General features: G+C 41.5%; 15 protein-coding genes. 3 read left to right on the top strand and 12 right to left on the bottom strand.

Going from position 1 to position 17,410, the window contains the following annotated elements:
* Nucleotides 1-51 precede the first annotated feature (51 nt).
* Complete coding sequence (locus tag C3420_RS04225) at nt 52-1,578, bottom strand: TerC family protein (protein ID WP_048881294.1); 1,527 nt, start codon at nt 1,576-1,578, stop codon at nt 52-54.
* Nucleotides 1,579-2,403: 825 nt separating this feature from the next.
* Between C3420_RS04225 and C3420_RS04220 the strand changes: the two genes are divergently transcribed.
* Nucleotides 2,404-2,868: a MarR family winged helix-turn-helix transcriptional regulator gene (locus C3420_RS04220; protein WP_004815629.1), complete on the top strand. Its 465-nt coding sequence runs from the start codon at nt 2,404-2,406 to the stop codon at nt 2,866-2,868.
* Nucleotides 2,869-2,961: 93 nt separating this feature from the next.
* On the opposite strand, the gene C3420_RS04215 is transcribed toward C3420_RS04220, so the two are convergent.
* The 5 genes from C3420_RS04215 to C3420_RS04195 all read right to left on the bottom strand — a co-directional run bounded on the left by C3420_RS04215 (nt 2,962) and on the right by C3420_RS04195 (nt 10,103).
* Nucleotides 2,962-3,621: an SOS response-associated peptidase gene (locus C3420_RS04215; protein ID WP_076753728.1), complete on the bottom strand. Its 660-nt coding sequence runs from the start codon at nt 3,619-3,621 to the stop codon at nt 2,962-2,964.
* Between the two features lie 79 nt (nt 3,622-3,700).
* Nucleotides 3,701-5,146 carry an aldehyde dehydrogenase family protein gene (locus C3420_RS04210; protein ID WP_103799728.1) on the bottom strand — a complete coding sequence of 482 codons (1,446 nt, stop codon included), beginning with the start codon at nt 5,144-5,146 and terminating at the stop codon, nt 3,701-3,703.
* Between the two features lie 182 nt (nt 5,147-5,328).
* Complete coding sequence (locus C3420_RS04205; RefSeq protein WP_103799729.1) at nt 5,329-7,494, bottom strand: malate synthase G; 2,166 nt, start codon at nt 7,492-7,494, stop codon at nt 5,329-5,331.
* Nucleotides 7,495-7,858: 364 nt separating this feature from the next.
* Nucleotides 7,859-9,010: a cell division protein ZapE gene (gene zapE, locus C3420_RS04200; protein WP_103799730.1), complete on the bottom strand. Its 1,152-nt coding sequence runs from the start codon at nt 9,008-9,010 to the stop codon at nt 7,859-7,861.
* Nucleotides 9,011-9,095: 85 nt separating this feature from the next.
* Entirely contained in the window at nt 9,096-10,103 is a 1,008-nt protein-coding gene (locus C3420_RS04195) for a helix-turn-helix domain-containing protein (protein WP_103799731.1), read from the bottom strand.
* A 154-nt stretch (nt 10,104-10,257) separates the two neighbouring features.
* Between C3420_RS04195 and C3420_RS04190 the strand changes: the two genes are divergently transcribed.
* Nucleotides 10,258-11,742 (top strand): flavin-containing monooxygenase, encoded by a 1,485-nt coding sequence (locus C3420_RS04190; RefSeq protein ID WP_103799732.1) that lies wholly within the window; start codon nt 10,258-10,260, stop codon nt 11,740-11,742.
* 60 nt (nt 11,743-11,802) lie between these two features.
* A complete protein-coding gene (locus C3420_RS04185; protein ID WP_103799733.1) occupies nt 11,803-12,711 on the top strand; it encodes a lysine exporter LysO family protein in 909 nt (302 codons plus the stop codon).
* Nucleotides 12,712-12,865: 154 nt separating this feature from the next.
* Here the strand turns inward: C3420_RS04185 and C3420_RS04180 are convergent, their stop codons facing one another.
* The 6 genes from C3420_RS04180 to cmk all read right to left on the bottom strand — a co-directional run bounded on the left by C3420_RS04180 (nt 12,866) and on the right by cmk (nt 17,407).
* The gene (locus C3420_RS04180; RefSeq protein WP_004815611.1) at nt 12,866-13,063 is read right to left on the bottom strand and encodes a hypothetical protein; all 198 of its coding nucleotides are present in this window, start codon (nt 13,061-13,063) and stop codon (nt 12,866-12,868) included.
* Between the two features lie 87 nt (nt 13,064-13,150).
* Nucleotides 13,151-13,831, bottom strand: coding sequence for an orotidine-5'-phosphate decarboxylase (gene pyrF / locus C3420_RS04175; protein WP_076753735.1), 681 nt, complete (start codon nt 13,829-13,831; stop codon nt 13,151-13,153).
* Between the two features lie 250 nt (nt 13,832-14,081).
* Nucleotides 14,082-14,447: a lipopolysaccharide assembly protein LapA domain-containing protein gene (locus tag C3420_RS04170; RefSeq protein WP_004815608.1), complete on the bottom strand. Its 366-nt coding sequence runs from the start codon at nt 14,445-14,447 to the stop codon at nt 14,082-14,084.
* Between the two features lie 15 nt (nt 14,448-14,462).
* Complete coding sequence (locus C3420_RS04165; protein ID WP_004815605.1) at nt 14,463-14,768, bottom strand: integration host factor subunit beta; 306 nt, start codon at nt 14,766-14,768, stop codon at nt 14,463-14,465.
* Between the two features lie 163 nt (nt 14,769-14,931).
* On the bottom strand, nt 14,932-16,608 hold the full coding sequence (gene rpsA / locus C3420_RS04160) for a 30S ribosomal protein S1 (RefSeq protein WP_004815604.1): 1,677 nt from the start codon (nt 16,606-16,608) through the stop codon (nt 14,932-14,934).
* A gap of 115 nt (nt 16,609-16,723) precedes the next feature.
* Entirely contained in the window at nt 16,724-17,407 is a 684-nt protein-coding gene (cmk, locus tag C3420_RS04155; protein ID WP_004815601.1) for a (d)CMP kinase, read from the bottom strand.
* Nucleotides 17,408-17,410: the final 3 nt, after the last annotated feature.

The following is a 17,410-nucleotide window of genomic DNA, read 5'->3' as shown; positions in this document are numbered from 1 at the left end:
ACTACTTGCTGGCTTTTCCTAGATAAACCAGTTTAAGTCAGAACATCAAACTTAACCTTGGTAATGGATATTCACCGACTTAATACGATTGTTTTCCATTTCAGTCACTTGGAAAGTAACCTGTTGATGCTCCAGTGTTGTACCAACTTCTACATGACCATTGGTTTTATCCAGAATCAGACCTGCAACACTGATATAACCAGCATCTTCTTCAATTAGATCCAGCATACCTAGCTCTAGTTCCAGCTGATACAAATCCAGCATGCCTGAAGCAATCCAATGCGTATCATCCACACGAACTAAATCCAACTGTTCGTCTGCATCCGGGAATTCCCCTGCAATCGCTTCAAATACATCTAGTGGTGAAATCAGACCCTGTACATGACCAAACTCATCACTCACCAGAACCAAAGAACCTTTAGAAGTCCGCAAGGTATTAATTGCATCAATAACCTTCATATTTTCAAAGATAAAGATAGGACGATGACGCTTAATCAATGCTTTTAACGCTTCTGGTTCTTCCAGTACATCCAGCAATTCCTTGGCACGAACAACACTGATCACCTTATCCAGACTGCCACGACAGACTGGAAACAGACTATGCGGCACCGACAAGATTTTTTCACGAATCTGCTCTGGGCTATCATCAAGATTTACCCAAGAAATATGGCCCCGCGGTGTCATAATAGATGCTACAGAGCGTTCCGCTAAAGTGAGCACGCCACCGATCATATAGCGCTCTTCATCTGCAAAGGTTTCTTGTGCTTCAGCATTCATATCTGGACTGCTGGTTTCTACTCGGCCACCCATCAATTTTAAAATTGAGTCGGCAGTACGATGACGTAATGGAATTTTTGCTTCATGTTTTGCAACATTGCGCTGACCAAACTGGTTAAATGCCTCAATAGCAATAGCAACACCAATACCTGAATAGATATAGCCTTTTGGAATATGGAAGCCAAAACCTTCTGCAATCAAGCTGATACCAATTAAGAGTAAGAAACTTAAACACAAAATCACGACGGTTGGATGACGATTGACAAAGGCAGTTAAAGGCTTAGATGCAAGCAACATCACCATCATTGCGACAACCATTGCCACCATCATCACATAGATGTTGTCGACCATACCAATTGCGGTAATGACTGAGTCTAAAGAAAAAACTGCATCTAAAATAATAATTTGCACTACAACTGCGGTAAAGCTTGCATAAACTACATTTGTCGTGACTTTGACTTCGGGTTTACCTTCCATCTTCTCATGTAGTTCTCCTACTGCCTTATAGACAAGGAATAAACCGCCTCCCAAAAGGATGAGGTCACGTCCTGAGAAGGTTTTTTCAAATATGGTAATTAACGGTTCGGTTAAAGTAACCAACCAAGAGATTGCAAATAACAATCCTAAACGCATAAGTAACGCTAAAGATAAACCAATGACACGGGCTTTATCACGCTGTTCTGGGGGTAATTTTTCTGCAAGAATTGCAATAAAGACTAGGTTATCAATACCTAATACGATTTCTAGAATAATAAGCGTAATCAAACCAACCCATATCCCCGGATCTAATAAAAACTCCATTAGTTCATATCTCCGAGATAGTTAGCTGAAATCGAAATATAAAGTAGACCTGCGCACGGCGACGGATCCATAAAAGTAACCTTTTTGACTTAAGACTCTCTTATTATGCACAAAGCTTTTAATTTGTAATGGTCTTTTTATATTAATTCCGTAAATACTTGTTTATATAGAAGTCTATACAAACTGGTTAATGATTAATAGCCAGGATTGTTCTTCAGTGCTTCACTTAACCCCTGTCGTCGTATTAGTTTAGCTGATATGCGAAAAAAGCGTTGCTTTCCAAGTCACTCATCAGTTTTCGTAAACAATCACCCTCTCATCATCAATATCAGTACCAGCTTTTCTCAGATATATCCCTAAATAGAGATAACGCTTAGAGATATTTTCATAAATAGTTTTAGTAACGAATTTCTTCATATCGGAATGAAGAATGACTTAATAAAGACGCCACTATCCTCCAATCACTGATCTTCCCCACGCTTTCCTTATTTTATTTTAAAAATTAAAGTGACATTCATCGGGTTAAATACACCTTCAAGTTTAAATCTTACTACTAAATCTTTCTTTCATATAATTTTATTTATAATTGGATCAAAATTCATAACAAATTTCCCGATGTATGGCAGAAGTAAATAGGTAACAGATGAGTTAAAAATAGGTAAACTTAGGTCTTTCTCGACCAGCCGATAATTTGTGTCAATTATTAGCATTATTAAAAACATTGATTCACATTTTGTCGCATTTTTTAAAAATAATGGTTGAAACTTATATAAACATTTTCATAGAATGTAACTGCCTTACAAAAATAAATACAAGGAATCTACCATGACTAAAAAGTATGCGAAGTTTTTACCTTCAACAGAAGAATTTACTTTAGAAAATTTTCCCTACTATTGGGTTACTCAAGTCCACGCACAATATGTTTTAAATGTTGACCACGCGCTCAAGAAATATGGCGTTGACAATTCACGTCGCCGTATTCTGCTTGCCTTAAAAGCGAAACCACATGCGAGCGTGTCTGATCTTTCCGAGATGGTGGTTTCTAAAATGTCGACCACCACGAAAATCGTCTATCGTCTTAAAGACGAAGGCCTGGTTAATACTTATTCTTGTGAAGACGATGCACGTATTACGCGTGTGGTTCTTACAGAAAAAGGACATGAGATGTTCCATAAGATTAATGACCTGACTAACATTGTTCTGGAACAGTCATTTGAAGGCCTAACACCACTTCAAATCGAAAAAACCATGGAAAGTTTACGTCACATCTTCAAAAACCTTGCGCGCTGATCTAAAAACTATAAAAAACTGATCAGGCACTAGCGTGACTTAAGCAGAAAGATGAATTCATAGGCTAGCTTTATCTTTCTGCTTCTTCAGGAATCATTCAAAAAAATTCATTTGGGGACTAATTTTTTTGATCACCTCCTTGGGTACATGTGAACACTCAAACTCTTCTACGGGAAATCCCTCAACAAAAGACTGTATATTCGATGATTTCAGATTTAGCCATTCATCCATACGCTGATGTGGAATCACAATAACAGAACGCTTGATATTTCCCGGTTCATGGAAATCCTTCATCATAGGATGATCAATTGCGTCCATGGTAATCATAGTGCTTGAACGTACGATTTCATCCTGCACACGTGCAATTTCATATAGGGCAGCAATATAAAATGCTTTCCCATCCTTACGTCTTACACCCCAGCGCTGTGGCTTATTATCAAAATATTTAGACTCATAAAACTCTGTTACCGGGATTACGCCAAATTTACATTTCGCTGTTGCCTCGGCAAAACTAGGCTTCTGCAGCAAGGTTTCGTTACGAGCATTATAGGTGCGAGTTCCGATGGTTTTATCCTCAGCCCATTTTGGAATCAAACCAAAATTCACTGAGCGCCATTCCAAACCAAATTCTGACTTGAATAACAAAGGCAGCTGGTAATTTGGATAGACTTCTTCTGGATATTCAAACGGAATTTCAGGAAGATTAAGGTCATGCAGTTGCTGCAAGGTGAGCGGTTTAAAATTAGCGCACATAAAGTCTTTAAAAACAAAAAATCACCGAAATATTATAATACTTCAGTGATCACAGACCTGTGTGTTTTTGCTAACAGGACTATTGTTTTGGCAAGGTCATCCAATGTGTACGGGTAAATTCCTCAAAGATCCAACGTCCATTAAAACGCCCCAGACCTGAGTTTTTCTCCCCACCAAATGGTGCATTCGGTTGGTCTGCAACCGTAATTCCATTAATGTGCGTCATACCCGCATCTATTTGAGCAGCAAAACGTTCACCGCGTTCAATATTTGAGGTACAGACTGCGCTGGAAAGCCCAAAGCGAGAGTTATTTGCCAAATTCAGTGCATGTTCTTCATCATCTGCTCTTAGGATCGGTAGAATCGGACCAAAACTTTCTTCCTGAGCGATTTCAAAGTAAGGATCGACATGAGTAAAGATATGCGGTGCCACTACATTTCCTTCTATACCGCCTTCATAGACCAACTGTGCATCTAGTTGTTTGGCATGTTCGATAATCTTGCGATGCTTTTCAACTTGGCTCTGATTAATAATTGGTCCAATGATGGTTTCTGGCAAATTTGGATCACCAACAGGGATGGTTTTCACGCGCTCTATCAGTTTATCTACATAAGCATCATGCAGGCTCTGATCAACAATGACCCGATTGGTGCTCATACAGATCTGTCCTTGATGCATAAAGCGTCCCATCACGGTGAGTTCTACTGCCAGATCCAGATCCGCATCATCCAGAATTACTAGTGGTGCATTACCACCCAATTCCAGTGCAAGACGTTTCATACGCGAACTTGACAGTGATTTACTTCCCACACCCTGCCCAACTTCAGTTGAACCGGTAAATGAAATCATTTTTGGAATAGGATGTTCGACAAAATAATCACCGATTTCTTTACCAGCACCGACTACCACATTAAAGACGCCATGTGGTGTACCCGCTTCTTCAAATAATTTTCCAAGCAGTGTTCCACCCGTGACTGGCGTATCGCTGGCCGGCTTGATCACAACCGTATTTCCGCAAGCGATTGCGGTAATAACTGAACGCATGGATAAATGAAAAGGGAAATTACAGGGGCTGATCACCGCAATCACACCGAGCGGTTTACGTATCACAATACTTTTACGTGCAGGATCTCGACTTTCCAGCTCTTCTGGCTGGATAAGATCCGGGAATTTGGCACTTTCCTGAATGATTCCCAGCGATGCATCTACTTCAAGATTTGCCTTAAAGCGCGTACTGCCAGATTCCTGAATCAACCAGTCTACAATCTCTTCACGGCGTCGCTGAATGATATTGGCCAGATTTTGGATCAGCCCTTTACGCACCTGAACCGAAGTTAAGGCACCTTGCTCAAACGCTGCAAGCGCTGCCTGATAAGCACTATCTACATCTTCAGTACTTGCTGCCTGCAAGGTAAAAATTTCCTGTTGAGTATAGGGATTAAAATTTTGAATGGTGTGGATCGAGCCCCCTTGCTGCCATTGCCCGCCAATAAATTGTTGATCTAGATTTTGATAGGCTGTCATTTCCATCCCTACAACTTGTGAATTTTTCTCTACTTTATCAGAACAATTTTATAGATTAGAGCTGAGCGACGAATTGTTACGCTTTTATCGACAAATTTATATGTTTTCTATTTTTAATAACTGATTCATTTTAGATAGCCAACAAAAAAGCCTCCGAAGAGGCTTTTTTAGATCAGACAGGATTAGTCACCTGTATAACCTTTCAATTTTAAACGCGCTGCATGAAGTAAAGGCTCTGTATAACCTGCAGGTTGCTCACCACCCTTGAAAATCAGGTCAGAAGCAGCCTGGAATGCAATATTGTTATCAAAGTCAGCTGCCATTGGCGTGTAGAATGGATCATTGGCATTTTGCTCATCCACAATTTTTGCCATACGCTGCATCACTTCTTCAACCTGTTCACGAGTTACGATACCGTGACGCAACCAGTTTGCAACGTGTTGAGAAGAGATACGTAAAGTTGCACGGTCTTCCATCAAACCTACATCGTTGATATCAGGCACTTTTGAACAACCCACACCCAGATCAACCCAACGAACCACATAACCCAGGATACCCTGACAGTTATTTTCCAGTTCTTTCAGTTTCTCTTCTTCTGTCCAGTTGGTGTTGGCCGCCAATGGTGGTGTTAACAAGTCATCAAGAGGCAATGCTTCAGTTGCAAGTAATTCTTGCTGACGGTTTGCCACATTAATTTGATGGTAGTGAATCGCGTGAATCACTGCGCCTGTTGGAGACGGTACCCATGCACAGCTTGCGCCTGCTTCTGGATGCTCAGTCTTGGTTTTGTACATGTCTAATAGCATATCCGGTTTCGGCCACATACCTTTACCAATCTGTGCTTTACCACGTAAACCTGTTTGCAAACCGATCATTACGTTACGGTTTTCATAAGCCGGGAACCATTTTTGGCCTTTGATTTCGCCTTTACGAACGAATGGACCAGCTTCCATGAAGGTATGGATTTCGTCACCAGTACGGTCCATGAAACCGGTATTAATGAAGATCGTGCGGTCTTTGGCCTGAGCAATACAGTTTTTCAGGTTAACAGAAGTACGGCGTTCTTCATCCATGATACCGATTTTCAGGGTTTTTGCAGGTAAGCCGAGCGCTTGTTCAGCACGCTCGAACAGTTCTACTGCAAATGCCACTTCTTCAGGACCATGCATTTTTGGCTTCACGATGTACATCGAACCTTTACGTGAGTTCTTGATCGTGTTTTCACCACGAATGTCAGCAATCGTAAGAAGCGGAGTAACCAATGCATCCATGATGCCTTCATAGATTTCTTCGCCATCTACCAAGATCGCCGGGTTAGTCATCAAGTGACCTACGTTACGAAGTAACATCAATGAACGGCCGTGAACTTTAGTCTCACCACCTTCAAGATTTTTGAAGGTACGGTCAGCATTCAGTTTACGGGTAACTGTCTTACCGTTCTTTTCAATTGACTCTTCAAGCGTACCGCGCATCAAGCCTAACCAGTTACGGTAGCCTTCTACTTTTTCTTCTGCATCAACGGCTGCAACTGAGTCTTCCAAGTCTTGGATTGTCGTTACAGCAGCTTCAAGAACTACGTCTTTTACGCCAGCTGCATCAGTTTGACCAATTGCGCTTGCTGCATCAATTTGGATGATTGCATGTAGACCATTGTTTTTAAGTACAACTTCTGTTGGTGCAGCAGCTTCGCCGTTATAACCGACAAATTTAGATGCATCTGCAACAGTTGTTGTAGAGCCATCTTTTAGCGTCACAGCAAGCGCATTTCCTTCAACCGCATATTTGGTTGCATCAGCATGTGAACCATTTGCCAATGGGAAAGTTTGGTCGAGATAGTTTTTCGCAAATGCGATAACTTTTTCGCCACGTTTTGGATTATAGCCTTTTCCTTTTTCTGCGCCATCTTCTTCAGAGATAACGTCAAAACCGTAAAGTGCATCGTATAAAGAACCCCAACGTGCGTTTGCCGCATTTAAGCAGTAACGTGCATTACGTACAGGTACCACTAACTGTGGGCCTGCCAATAGTGCAATTTCTTCATCTACGTTTTCAGTCGTAATTTGAAAATCTTCTACTTCTGGTAGCAAGTAGCCAATTTCAGTCAAGAAAGCTTTGTAAGCTTGTAATTCAAATGTGTTATTGCGATGCCATTCATCAATTTTAGCTTGAATATCATCACGCTTAGCCAAAAGTGCTTTGTTTTTAGGGCTAAGATCAACAACGACTTGTTCAAAGTTCTTCCAGTATGTTTCGCTGTCCAAACCAGAACCTGGTAGTGCTTCATTTTCGATAAAATCGTAAAGTTCTTTAGCAATCGCTAACTTGCCTTTTTGAATACGTGCAGTCATTGTCTTTCCTGATATTGCTACTTTTTATACAAGAGATTCTAGTATACCGATTAAAATCTAGCTGAATAGTACTATCACACCGCAAAATAATGAGCATTTTTCTAATAAGAATACCCTCATATCCTTATTAAATGATGTCTCACACGATGCAATATCATCCTGCTAAATACCTTCATGACAGTGTATAAAGTTTTTGAAATGTAGAAATTAGACTTAAGTTCAGATTTTCGCGCAAAAATCACGCATTTCCATATACATTGTCATTCTTGAAGTCCGATTAAGCCATGAAATGTGCTTATTGTCGATAAACTGCCCAGTAATTTTGCATAAAAAAAGAGCCGGTTAACCGACGCTTTTTGAAGCTTTATTCAGCATTGCTGGAGGCAATTTTCTCAATCTGGCGATGCTCCGAATGCAAGTATTCATCTGATTGCATTTCCAGCAGACGTGAACGGGTCCGTTCAATCTCGAAAGCCAGTTTTTCACCTTGGTAGATGTCAACGATATTGTCTTCAGAAGTGAGTAGCAATTTCACACCACGGTCATAGAATTCATCTACCAGGTAAATGAAACGGCGTGTACCATCATTCAAGAAGTCGGTCAGGTGCGGCACATTGCTGACCAGCACAGTATTATAGATATTGGCGATTTCAATAAAGTCAGCCGGACTACGCGGTTTCAGGCACAGTTCTGCAAATTCACACCATAATACATCTTCGGTATGTGCCACAGTTTCGACAATACGGTTATTGATGATGATCGGTTCATCAGAATGCTGCTGGGTCTGGGTTAGTGCGCTAAAACGCTGTGCTATCCAGTTTTTATTATCATGCGTTAACGGGAACTTGAATAACTGTGCCTGTTTGAGTACACGCAAACGATAATCCACACCTGCATCGACATTTAGAATTACACAATTCTTTTTTACCAGCTCAATGGTCGGAATAAAACGGTCACGGTGGATGCCATTTTTATATAGGCCATCTGGGGCAATATTCGAGGTCGCGACCAAGGTAATGCCGCGCTCAAACAGTTTCTGAAACAGATCACTAAGGATCATGGCATCGGTTACATTCGATACGAAAAATTCATCAAAACAGATGACCACGGCATCTTTATAAATCTGGTCTGCCACCAAATCTAGCGGATTACGTTGACCAGATAATTTGTTCAGCTCACGATGCACATGCTGCATAAAGTGGTGAAAATGCATGCGGATTTTACGGCGAAATGGAATGGAATCGTAGAACTGATCCATCAGCCAGGTTTTACCACGACCTACACCACCCCACATATACACACCTTTCGGTGAGGTTTGACGGCGGAAACGGCGGAATGCTTTCTTGGAAGCCTTAAAGCGTTGAATTAACTCCACCCAGACACGGTCTAGCTCATGTACTGCAATCGCTTGTGCATCATCCGGCATGAACTGCCCCGAAGACAGTGCCTGTGCATAACGTTCTGCAGGAGATAAGGGGCTAAAGGCGTTGTGCTGATGTGAATTTAAGTCGGACATAAGGTTCATTACTATTGAGATTCATAAAAAATTATAGCGAAGATTTAACTTCAAGCCATAACACTTTGGCATTAGCAAACTTAGGTTATTTTACATATTGGCGCGGACTCTGACCAAACCAGCGTTTAAATGCGTGATTAAATGCCGCCGGTTCAGAATATCCTAACAATTCTGCAATCATTTCAATTGAATATTGTTTATATTCAATCATTCTTAAGGCTTTATCCTTAATGATATCTTCACGGATCTGCTTATAACTGGTATTCAGCTGCTGTAGCTGATGCCGTAAGGTCCGTTCCGGAATATTCAAGGCTTGCGCAGTTTCTGCCATGGTCGGCATTCCTCCACTTTGCAGCTCCAAATAGTCCTGCACTCGTTGGATTAATGAAGGTGTCTTTTCATCTTCACGCAATCGTTCCAGTTCAGCAATACACTTCTTTTCATACAGCTTGAAGGTCATCTCATCTGCTGAAGGAATCTTGACATTTAACACCGCTTCATCAAACCAGAAAGCGGCCTGATCGGCATTGAACTGTACCTGATGCCCATAATAATCATGGTAGAGCTGTAACTGTTTTAACTCTTCCGGCTTTGGAAATGGCAATTCAATCCTTACTTCAGGCACCGAAAGTCCCATCATCTTGTATAGGTCCTGAATAAACTTGTAAGTCCCAGAGATTTCAGCCTGCGCGACCAGCTGACCTAATTGGTCCTGCAAATTACTCGGACGATAACAAAGTGCAATGCGATGCCCAGCCTGCTTGAAACTCATTTCCCCAGTCAGATGGGTTAACTGCTGAAAACGGATACCATGAATTAGTGCATCTCTCACAGTAGGGCTAGTCACCAGTAGCATGAGCAGCGGGCCATATCCTGCCAGTGCATAATGCTGTCCGATCAAGATCCCTTTTTCTGGTACAACTCCCTCACCTACAACTTTGAGTACATCATATTCCAGACTGGGATGAATGATCGACGTAGGATCAAGGTCATCTATACGCAGCCCGATATTGTCCAGCTTATGCTCCAATGCAATGCCTGCCTTGCGCATCCCCTGAATCAAGTACATCAAACTGAGTATCGATCTCTTCATTGCGATTTGAATTTAATAGGATTGTTCCTGTTTTACTATAAATTTTAAAAATTCTCTATTGCCGTTTTGATCAATTTTGTCGTCTTATTAATCATGTTTGATCTTAGAACTTTACAATATTCTAATAAATCTGGATATGCACGGATTGCACAGCATGAATACTACAAAGAAAAATAACACAACCAAAATTGCTATTATTGGTGCAGGTTTTGGCGGAATTGCAATGGCCATTCGTTTGCAACAACAAGGAATTACAGACTTTATAATTCTTGAAAAGTCCAATGATTTTGGCGGTACTTGGCGTGAAAATCAGTATCCGGGTGCAGCCTGTGATGTGCAATCTCACATGTATTCTCTATCTTATGCACCGAAAGCTGACTGGTCAAAAAGATATGCAGAAGCGCCGGAAATCTTTGCCTATATTCAACAATTGGTCAAAGAATTCAATGTTCCTGCATTTACCCGTCTAAATACCGAAGTTAAAGCTGCACATTATGATGAAAAGCGTTGTCGCTGGGCATTAACTTTAAATGAAGATGAACAGCTGGAAGCACAATATGTCATTTTTGCATCCGGTCCTTTGCATGTCCCGCAAATTCCGAAGATTAGCGGAATCGAAAAATTTAAAGGTAAAGTCTTCCACTCCTCTCAATGGGATCACAGCTATGACCTCACTGGTAAAAATGTCACTTCGATTGGAACAGGTGGCAGTGCCATTCAGTACATTCCAGAAATCGCTCCACAATGCAAACAGCTCTATGTGATGCAGCGCACTGCAGCCTGGGTGATTCCACGTGATAAGCGGCTGTATCATGATTTGGAAAAGAAGCTTTTTGCACGCTTTGACTGGTTTCGAAAATTACATCGTATTCGTCTGTACTGGTCGAATGAATCCCGTGTCGTCCCTATCGTAAAACCGACCGTGATGAAATATACACAGAAACTGGCTGAAGCTTATATCCGCTATCAGGTCAAAGATAATAAAGTTGCCCAAAAGTTAATCCCAGATTACATCATGGGTTGTAAACGGATTCTGGTTTCCAATAAATATTTCCCCACCTTTAATCGACCTAATGTCGAACTGGTCACTGACACGATTCGGGAACTGACAGAAGACAGCATTATTACAGCAGATGGTAAAAAACGGCCGATTGACTGCCTGATTTATGGCACAGGTTTTATTACTGATCCGTGTATTTATCTGAAAAACTTTGAATGCACTGGTCTAAATGGCATTAAACTTAATGAGGTTTGGAAAGATGGTGCGGAAAGCTATTATGGTATCTGTATCAAGAGTTTTCCGAATTTGTTCCAGCTGCTTGGTCCAAATACTGTGCTGGCGCATAACTCGGTCCTGTTTATGATCGAGTCACAAGTAGAATATATCCTGCAGTTAATCCAGATGGTTGAACGATCGCATACTGAGACAATCTTGGTCAAAGATGAAGTACATGATCAGTTTAACGCACAGGTACAACACATGATGGAGAATACTGTCTGGCAATCGGGCTGCGTGAGCTGGTATCAACAGGATGGCGGCAAAAATTTTGCCTTATGGCCCACTTACATTTGGAAATACTGGCTGAAAACCAAATGGGCTAATCCATCAGATTACCATTTACTGAGTAAAGCCAGTTAAAGCAACAATATATTCGTTAAAGGGATGGCATAATATGGAAAATTTTTATTTTTCCTGATTATGCAATCTTTTTGGCTTATCTTCCAATTACTGTTTTGTCTGGCGATCGGCTTTCTCTGTGCCAGAAAGTTGCCTCAAACTGTTGTTAAAGTATCTTTTGCCGTTCTACCCTATTTTAGTTATGTGCTACTGATCGCGATTGCTTTTGAGTTTTCACAACTTCTCGATGAACTCAAGCACCCTTATCAAATTCTGAGTACCTCTTTCAGTATTGCAGCAATCACTTCACTGGGTGCCTTTACCTGTTGTTATCTGCTGTTTAAGTGGGCAGGTTATCAACCTTCCTCAGGACGGGTTTCTACACAACTGGTAATTAAATCACTCATCAATATCAGTTATGCCTTTATTGCGCTCGGCATAGGTTATTTGCTGCATGCGGGTTTAGGTAGCTTAAATATTCAGGCACAAATCAGTAACTGGCATTTATTGCTTGTGTTTATGTTCCTGATTGGAGTCGATCTTGCCTATTCCCCACTCGACCGCTCATGGCTAAACTGGAAAATTCTGCTGGTACCACTCGGTTGTATTCTCGGTTCACTACTGAGTGTACTGCTCTATGGCATATGGCAATCTGATATCAGACTTCAAGACCTGATTATGCTATCGCAAGGTTATGGCTTCTACTCGATGAGCGGTATTGTGGTGACTGAACTCAGGAATGCTGAATTGGGCAGTATTGCACTGATGAATGATCTGTTTCGGGAGATCTTTGCAATTCTACTGATGTATTGTCTTGGCTGGCGCTATCCACGTGCTGCAATTGCAGCTGCAGGTGCAACATCTATGGATGTCACCTTACCGATGGTAAAACAGGCCTGTGGTAATGATTTTATTCCGCATGCCATGTTGAGCGGCTTTATTTTGTCGGTATTGGCACCGGTGATGGTCAGTGTTTTAGCAGCCATCTAATTCATTAGCTCTCTTTAAATCTCTCCCAAAGGGAGAGAAGCGAAGCTTTTAAAATAATAGAAGAAGCCCCCCTTGAAAATGAAGAGCCTCAAAATATATTTTGAGTATACAAGGGTGAGGGAAAATATTGAAGAATCATGTTCAAATACTTAAGTTAATCTCCTGATAGCTCTCCTACTGTATCAACCATCTCTGAAGCCAGCTCTACAATATCAACACCATCAAGACGCGACATCCAGTTCCATGAACTCGCAGAGTTATACTGTTTCTGGAGTCGTTGCTGTTCAAGCTGATCTGCTATTTTTTCCAATTCATGATTTTGTTCCAGTAATTTTTGTTCTCGCGTTTTCATTGTAAATTCCTTTTTTATTTTTATACTGTTTTTTCAATGTATAAAAAAAGCCTTTCGTTTGAAAGGCTTTTTATCGGATTGATAGAATTACAAGGTTGCCAGAATATCTTTTAAAGTCTGACGCATATTTTCAGATTTGGTAATTGGACGACCAATCACCAAATGCGTCGAACCATCTAGCATTGCCTGCTTTGGCGTTACGATACGTTTTTGATCATCAGCATTGGAGCCTTCCGGACGGATCCCCGGCGTTACCAATGCAAAGTCTGCACCAAGTGTTTCGCGCAGCATTTTTGCTTCTTGCGCAGAACACACCACACCATCTAGACCACTGTCTTTGGTCAAAGCAGCAAGACGTTTCACATGCTCAAAGGGTTCAATATCCAGACCGATATCTTTTAAATCTTCACGGCCCATTGAAGTTAATACCGTTACCGCGATCAGCTGGGTACTATAATTCCCAGCTTTAAGACGCTCGACACAGGTTTCCATCATTTTACGACCGCCAGAAGCATGTACATTCACCATCCATACACCCAAGTCTGCGGCTGCACATACTGCCTGCGCAGTAGTATTTGGAATATCGTGAAATTTCAAATCAAGGAACACTTCAAAACCTTTATCTTGCAGTGCTTTGACGACTGATGGGCCTTCATGGGTAAATAACTCTTTACCAACTTTTACACGGCAAAGCTCAGGGTCTAATTGCTCGGCAATCGTTAATGCGTCATATTGGCTTTTTGCATCCAAGGCAACGATAATACTCATAACAAGACCCTTTAAATTGACAAAATTAAGGCATTATACGGATTTCAGCTGTATGAACAAATATATAAATTATGAAAACTGTTTCTTAATTCAATTTAAATCTCTTATTTGTAAAACATTTTTTTTAATTAATTTTATTTTTAATGGGTTTATAAAACTTAAAGCATAAAAAAGCACCCTGAGCAAGACTCAGAGTGCTTTAAATATAATCAGGAGAAGTTTAAATAGTCAAAGTTATGACATCACATCCTTATAAAGGTGTCGAAGGTCGATCCTGAGGATGGATATCAACAACTGTCTTTTCATGGCGTGAATGAGCAGCTGCTTCTGCTGCCATCAGTTTCGCTGTATTCAGCTGCTCTTTACGCAGGTGGTCTATGTCTTTACGCAATCGCTTAATTTCCCAGCTGTTTTGGAAAACTTTAAATACCTGTACACCCAGCAATAGGCCAAGAATGACACCCAATGACAGTGTCAACAACAATAACAGGCCTAAACGCATTGCAGGAACCTGAGTAAATAACAGGTCTACAGATAATTCAGTTCCATTTTGCAATACCAGTGCCAGTGAATACCCAAATACAACGAGTAATAAAACGACGAGTACGTAACGCATAACACGCCCCTTGAATTATTTGTTTGCTGATTCGTTTACAGCATCACGTAGTGCCTTACCTGGTTTGAAGTGTGGAACCGCTTTTGCTGCGACTTCAACAGACTTACCGGTTTTCGGGTTTCGACCAATACGTGGCTCGCGATGATGCAATGCGAAGCTGCCAAACCCACGAATCTCAATACGGTTGTCTGTCGATAATGCTTCGATCATTTGATCGATCATGATCTTCACAGCTTCTTCAACTAAAGGCTCAGCTAAATGCGGGTTCTTTAGGGAAATACGCTCTATTAAATCAGACTTATTAAGTGCTTCAGTAGTCATCTGCGACCTCTTTAATTATCAAGCTACTTGGACTCTCTATGGCGATAATAACCTGTTTAAATACAAAACGGTAGCGCAATAATTAAATACTACGCTACCGTTTACAGTAATCGTTCAGAAAATATTAGTTAACTTACATTAACAATACATTTCCTGTGCTTACTTAGTTGCTCATTTGCGCCTTGATCAGGTCACCAATAGTCTTAGGACCATTTTCTTGACCAGCAGCAGCTGTTTTCAAGTTAGCAACAGCTTCTTTCTCTTCAGCTTCGTCTTTCGCTTTGATAGACAAGTTGATAGAGCGAGATTTACGATCTACATTGATGATCTTAGCTTCAACTTCTTGACCAACTTCAAGGAACTTAGTTGCATCTTCAACGCGGTCGCGGTTGATTTCAGATGCTTTAAGAGTCGCTTCAACTTCGTCAGCTAACTTAACTGTAGCGCCTTTAGCGTCAACAGCAGTTACAGTACCTTTAACAAGTGCACCGCGTTCGTTAGCAGCTAAGAAATCGTTGAATGGATCGCTGTTCAATTGTTTGATACCAAGGCTGATACGGTTGCCTTCAGCGTCTACAGACAAGATAACCGCTTCAACTGTGTCACCTTTCTTGTAACGACGAATCGCTTCTTCGCCTTGTTCGTTCCAAGAAATGTCAGACAAGTGAACTAGACCATCGATACCGCCTGGTAAACCGATGAAGATACCGAAGTCAGTGATAGACTTGATCGTACCAGATACTTTCTCGCCTTTGTCGTGGTTCTTAGCAAACTCTTCCCATGGGTTAGCACGAGTTTGTTTGATACCAAGAGAAATACGACGACGCTCTTCGTCTACTTCAAGAACCATAACGTCAACTTCGTCACCGATCTGAACTACTTTAGATGGGTGGATGTTTTTGTTAGTGTGGTCCATTTCAGACACGTGTACTAGACCTTCAACGCCTTCAGCGATTTCTGCGAAACAGCCGTAGTCAGTTAGGTTAGTTACGCGAGCTTTAACGATAGAACCTTTAGGGTAACGGCTCATGATCGCTAACCATGGATCTTCGCCTAATTGTTTAAGGCCTAAAGATACGCGGTTACGTTCGCGGTCGAATTTAAGTACTTTAACAGTAACTTCTTGACCAACTTCAACAACTTCTGATGGGTGCTTGATACGTTTCCAAGCCATGTCAGTGATGTGAAGAAGACCGTCGATACCGCCAAGGTCAACGAACGCGCCGTAGTCAGTAAGGTTCTTAATCGTACCAGTAACTGTTTGACCTTCTTCAAGCTGAGCAAGAAGCGCTTCACGGTCAGCTGAAGATTCAGCTTCCATAACAGCACGACGTGAAACAACAACGTTGTTACGTTTAGCGTCAAGCTTGATTACTTTGAATTCTAACTCTTTGCCTTCTAAGTGAGTCGTATCACGAATAGGACGAGTATCAACTAAAGAACCAGGAAGGAACGCACGTACTGGACCGATATCAACAGTGAAACCGCCTTTAACTTTACCAGAGATAACACCAGTAACGATTTCGCCGTCTTCAAAGATTTTTTCAAGTTTAGTCCAAGTCTCAGCGCGTTTAGCTTTTTCGCGAGAAAGAACAGTTTGACCCATACCGTTGTCAAGTGCTTCAACAACTACGTCTACAGTGTCGCCAACTTGAACTTCAAGTTCGCGTTGTTCATTTAAGAACTCAGCACGGTCAACAACACCTTCAGATTTAAGGCCAGTGTCAACAGTTACCCAGTCAGAGTCGATGCTTACTACAACGCCTTGGATGACTGCACCCTTTTCAACGTTGAGGTTTAATTCGCTTTCTTCAAAGAGGGCTGCAAAAGATTCGGTCATGATATTTCCGATAAAGTCAGCGGTCTTGGATCAGACAAGGCCGGTTTAGTTAAGCATCTACATAGTCCCATATAAAACTGATCGAGCTATGCGTCTGCTGAATTTGATAATTCGGTTAATGAGCTAACTGGCTGTCGATATAAGCGGTCATCAGATTAAATACTTCATCGATACCCAGTTCTGAGCTGTCGATAATATAAGCATCTGCTGCCGGCTTGAGCGGAGCGACCGTGCGTTCCATATCTCTTTTATCTCGAGCCTGTATATTTGCTAAAATGTCGCTTATTTTAGCATCCAGCCCCATGCCCTGCAACTGCTTTACTCGTCTGTTCGCACGTGATTCAGCCGATGCGGTCAAATATATCTTGGCTTGGGCATTCGGAAAGATGCTGGTTGCCATGTCACGACCATCTGCCACCAGACCTGGTGCTTGTGCAAAAGCATGCTGGCGGCCCACTAATGCAGCTCTAAGTTCAGGAATTGCGGCAACTTTTGAAGCAAACTCACCAACACGTTCAGTACGGATGGTGTGGGTCACATCCTCACCTTCTAACCATACCTGTATTCCGGTTGCAGTACTTGTAAACTGGATGTCTAAATTTGTAGCAATGTGTACGCATTTTTCCAGTTCACTATCTAATGATTCCAGCAAATCCTGCTGCTGCAATGACAATCCAAGCAAGCGATATAACGCACCTGAATCTAACAGATGGAAACCATAATGTGCTGCAATTTTCGCAGCGAGTGTCCCCTTGCCCGAACCACTTGGTCCATCAATGGTAATAATTTGAACTGTCATTGC

The organism is Acinetobacter sp. ACNIH3 (assembly GCF_002918965.1).
GTDB classification, from domain to species: Bacteria; Pseudomonadota; Gammaproteobacteria; order Pseudomonadales; family Moraxellaceae; genus Acinetobacter; species Acinetobacter schindleri.
The sequence above is the reverse complement of the archived record's forward strand: the minus strand, read 5'-3'. Positions and strand labels throughout refer to the sequence as shown.

Excerpts from the sequence above, each read along its gene's own strand:
- C3420_RS04225 (WP_048881294.1), bottom strand. The coding sequence starts at position 1,578 with ATGGAGTTTTTATTAGATCCGGGGATATGGGTTGGTTTGATTACGCTT.
- C3420_RS04220 (WP_004815629.1), top strand. The coding sequence starts at position 2,404 with ATGACTAAAAAGTATGCGAAGTTTTTACCTTCAACAGAAGAATTTACT.
- C3420_RS04215 (WP_076753728.1), bottom strand. The coding sequence starts at position 3,621 with ATGTGCGCTAATTTTAAACCGCTCACCTTGCAGCAACTGCATGACCTT.
- C3420_RS04210 (WP_103799728.1), bottom strand. The coding sequence starts at position 5,146 with ATGACAGCCTATCAAAATCTAGATCAACAATTTATTGGCGGGCAATGG.
- C3420_RS04205 (WP_103799729.1), bottom strand. The coding sequence starts at position 7,494 with ATGACTGCACGTATTCAAAAAGGCAAGTTAGCGATTGCTAAAGAACTT.
- zapE (WP_103799730.1), bottom strand. The coding sequence starts at position 9,010 with ATGTCCGACTTAAATTCACATCAGCACAACGCCTTTAGCCCCTTATCT.
- C3420_RS04195 (WP_103799731.1), bottom strand. The coding sequence starts at position 10,103 with ATGAAGAGATCGATACTCAGTTTGATGTACTTGATTCAGGGGATGCGC.
- C3420_RS04190 (WP_103799732.1), top strand. The coding sequence starts at position 10,258 with ATGAATACTACAAAGAAAAATAACACAACCAAAATTGCTATTATTGGT.
- C3420_RS04185 (WP_103799733.1), top strand. The coding sequence starts at position 11,803 with ATGCAATCTTTTTGGCTTATCTTCCAATTACTGTTTTGTCTGGCGATC.
- C3420_RS04180 (WP_004815611.1), bottom strand. The coding sequence starts at position 13,063 with ATGAAAACGCGAGAACAAAAATTACTGGAACAAAATCATGAATTGGAA.
- pyrF (WP_076753735.1), bottom strand. The coding sequence starts at position 13,831 with ATGAGTATTATCGTTGCCTTGGATGCAAAAAGCCAATATGACGCATTA.
- C3420_RS04170 (WP_004815608.1), bottom strand. The coding sequence starts at position 14,447 with ATGCGTTACGTACTCGTCGTTTTATTACTCGTTGTATTTGGGTATTCA.
- C3420_RS04165 (WP_004815605.1), bottom strand. The coding sequence starts at position 14,768 with ATGACTACTGAAGCACTTAATAAGTCTGATTTAATAGAGCGTATTTCC.
- rpsA (WP_004815604.1), bottom strand. The coding sequence starts at position 16,608 with ATGACCGAATCTTTTGCAGCCCTCTTTGAAGAAAGCGAATTAAACCTC.
- cmk (WP_004815601.1), bottom strand. The coding sequence starts at position 17,407 with ATGACAGTTCAAATTATTACCATTGATGGACCAAGTGGTTCGGGCAAG.